Below are 3,220 nucleotides of genomic sequence, written 5' to 3'. Positions count from 1 at the left end.
GTTCAAAAAGGAGGTAAAATCAATATTCAAGGTACGGCTTCCAATCCCGTGGAAATGACTTCTGCCAATGAAGCCCCCGGAGACTGGGGAGGTTTGGTAATCGCAGGGAATGCCACAACGACTGAAGGCACGGATGCAACTGCAGAAGTAGGTCAGATAACTTATGGTGGAACTGATGATGCTGATAATTCTGGTGCCATCAGTTATTTGATCATCAGATATGCGGGTGCCCAGATCAATCCTGACTCACAATACAATGGTCTTACGCTGTATGCCGTTGGTTCTGGTACTACGATTGACAATGTTGCCATGATCGATGGCAAGGATGATGGTGTTGAATTCTTTGGTGGTACCGTTTCCGCTTCCAATTTCTATTTGGAGAACAATGAGGATGATGCCGTAGATTGGACAGAAGGCTGGAATGGCACCTTGACCAATGCCTACGTAGTACATACCATTGAAGGTTTTTCCACTGCAGTGGAAGCTGACGGGGAAAACGGAAACCCCACCTTGGCCAATTTTACAGCTGTTTCAACCGTTGGAGGCACTGCACTACAGTTCAAGAAAACCTCAGGCGCCACGATTACCGGGCTTTCATTGGCAGGTTATGATACTTCCGTTGACATGAAAGATGCCGGCCCACTTGCCAATGTACAGATTGATGGTTCCGATGCTGACCCGACGATGAGTTACATTGCTACCCCAACTGTCGCTATTGAAAGTTTTGACTGGGTAAATTCGCAAGTCGTTGTTGAAACCAGTGTATTATCAGGTAGTATAACCGCTGATTTGACTTTGGATGCCGATATCACGTACTACTTGGCACAAACTTTAAGTGTTGAAACAGGTGCCACTTTAACTATTCCTGCAGGAACATCCATAATTGCCGATGTAGAAAGTGGAGATGAAACCAGCACATACATCGTAGTTCAAAAAGGAGGTATGATCGATATTCAAGGCACCGCTACTGCTCCCGTAGTGATGACTTCTTCCAATGAAAGCCCAGGGGACTGGGGTGGTTTAGTCATCGCCGGCAATGCCACTACGACCGAAGGCACCAATGCCACGGCCGAAGTAGGACAGATTTCCTATGGTGGGTCAGATGATACCGATAATTCCGGTGCTATCAGCTATTTGATCATCAGATATGCGGGCGCCCAGATCAACCCTGACTCGCAGTACAACGGTCTTACCCTGTATGCTGTAGGTTCTGGCACTACGATCGACAATGTTGCCATGATCGATGGCAAGGATGATGGGGTTGAATTCTTTGGCGGCACCGTTTCCGCTTCCAATTTCTATTTTGAGAACAACGAGGATGATGCCATAGACTGGACTGAAGGTTGGAGCGGCACCTTGACCAATGCCTATGTTTCACATACAAATGCAGGTTTTTCTACTGCCGTCGAAGCCGATGGGGTAAATAACAATCCTAAACTTGTGAATTTAACTGCCGTCTCTACCCAGGATGGTACCGCATTACAATTTAAGAAGACTTCGGGGGCTACAATTACCAATCTATATGTAGAGGGTTATGCAACCTTGGTTGATATGAAAGACGCTGGTCCCTTGGCCAACGTTCAGATTGAAGGAGCCGATGCCACTTTAGAGGGCCCATATAATACCGGGACAAAAGTTGACGTCACTATGTTTGATTGGGCCACGGGAAACTAGGTCACAATTAAATACCACTGAGAGCCCTGACGTTACTTTCAGGGCTTTCTTTTTTTACAACATGAAGAATAGTGAAGGTCGAAGTCTATTCGAAAATAATTCAAACCCGCCCATTGATAACTTTTACATAACGTTAAGTTAATTTGAAGTTGTTTCATTTGTCAAAAATCAATGATGGACAAAATTGTAATCATCGTTATATTTCTAATAGCAGCTAAGTTGGTTGCCCAAGATCAAGGTTCTATATCCGGTACGATTTTGGATTTGGAAATGAACGAGGAACCCATGCTAATGGCGAATGTGCAATTGAAAGGCCAGGCCCAAAAAGCCGAAACAAATTTTCACGGTAATTTTGAGCTGAAAGATGTCCCGGTAGGTGAGCACACCTTGGTGGTGAGTTATGCCGGTTATGATAACTTAGAGATTCCCGTATTTATTGAAAAGGATAAGACTTCCAAAATTCAATGTGGGCTATCCCAAAAAACAATTCTACTGAACGATTATGCCGTCAACACTGCGGATAGAACAGATTTTCACCTTCCACCAACGTCAAGCTTAAAGTAAAAGGCCTATTATAATTTCTTGATATATCTTAAAAATGAAACATCCCACTAATAGGCGGGATGTTTCATTTTTATAATTTGATAGGGTTTGTGAATCAATTCTTGACCAGGGCTTCTTTCTTCACTCCGTCTACACTGGCAATACCATCCATATTATATCTTACTTCCTTCATGGTTTCACCGGACCAAAAAACCCATTTTCCAACTTTTCGGCCATTTGCATAGGCCCCTTTAGAGATTAATTTACCTTCTTCACTGAAACTTAGCCATTCTCCATGCAATTTTCCATCCAGATTGAAGGTCCCTGTCTGACTTACATTCCCGTTATCATGAAAATAAGTAGCCTCAATCAGCTTGGTCTCCTCATTTAATCCAATCTTTTTTTCGTTTTGGGCATACGTGAAGGTCGAAACCAATAGCATTATAAGAAGTAAAATGGCATTCTTCATGACCAACGTTGTATATTTAATGAATAAAGTTAAGGAATTTACTTTAATGTTACTTTCTATTAACCTTAATTTTACATTAATATTGTTCCGCCCTCTATATCAGGAACTTCAGGTTTTGTCCTTATGGGAAAGATTTTATGATTCCTTAATGTTCCCATTACATTTAGTTTGTTTTTATCGCCTAGTTTTGAAATGTCTTAAGACAAACATTAGTATTTTCATATAATTTATTAGTTTTTGTCGACTATATTATCATGAATCCTAATAACTGCCTTTGGCCAAGGCAGTTTTTTTATGCTTTTAATTGATTGTTATTCGAAAGTTAATGTTCAAAAAACATTAACTTAACATTGGCAGGTGTTATTTGTAGCGACAAAAATTAATAACACAATGAAAATCAAATTACTTACCTTAGGATTGATCCTATTAGGAACGCTTACTTCATATTCCCAAGAAACCAACGCACCTAAATTTGGTAAAGGACTGTTCAATTTAGTGGGGCAAGACAGTACTTGGACCATGAAGATTGCCACA

3 protein-coding genes are annotated in these 3,220 nt (G+C 41.3%); 2 read left to right on the top strand and 1 reads right to left on the bottom strand.

Features of this window, described 5'->3' with window-relative positions; translation table 11 throughout:
- The coding region (locus tag WBM98_RS00930) for a hypothetical protein (protein ID WP_424364133.1) at positions 1 to 1,674 on the top strand (1,674 nt) is incomplete at its 5' end.
- Positions 1,675 to 1,848: 174 nt separating this feature from the next.
- Complete coding sequence (locus tag WBM98_RS00925) at positions 1,849 to 2,238, top strand: carboxypeptidase-like regulatory domain-containing protein (RefSeq protein WP_424364132.1); 390 nt, start codon at positions 1,849 to 1,851, stop codon at positions 2,236 to 2,238.
- A gap of 94 nt (positions 2,239 to 2,332) precedes the next feature.
- Here WBM98_RS00925 and WBM98_RS00920 read toward each other — a convergent pair whose 3' ends face one another.
- Positions 2,333 to 2,686 carry a toxin-antitoxin system YwqK family antitoxin gene (locus WBM98_RS00920; RefSeq protein ID WP_424364131.1) on the bottom strand — a complete coding sequence of 118 codons (354 nt, stop codon included), beginning with the start codon at positions 2,684 to 2,686 and terminating at the stop codon, positions 2,333 to 2,335.
- Between the last annotated feature and the right edge of the window lie 534 nt (positions 2,687 to 3,220).

The organism is Maribacter sp., assembly GCF_049667165.1.
In the GTDB taxonomy this organism is placed as follows: domain Bacteria; phylum Bacteroidota; class Bacteroidia; order Flavobacteriales; family Flavobacteriaceae; genus Maribacter_A.
This window is presented reverse-complemented; position numbering and strand designations above follow the sequence as displayed.

Bases quoted from the DNA above. Each gene is read 5' to 3' on its own strand.
- WBM98_RS00925 (WP_424364132.1), top strand. From the start codon at position 1,849: ATGGACAAAATTGTAATCATCGTTATATTTCTAATAGCAGCTAAGTTG.
- WBM98_RS00920 (WP_424364131.1), bottom strand. From the start codon at position 2,686: ATGAAGAATGCCATTTTACTTCTTATAATGCTATTGGTTTCGACCTTC.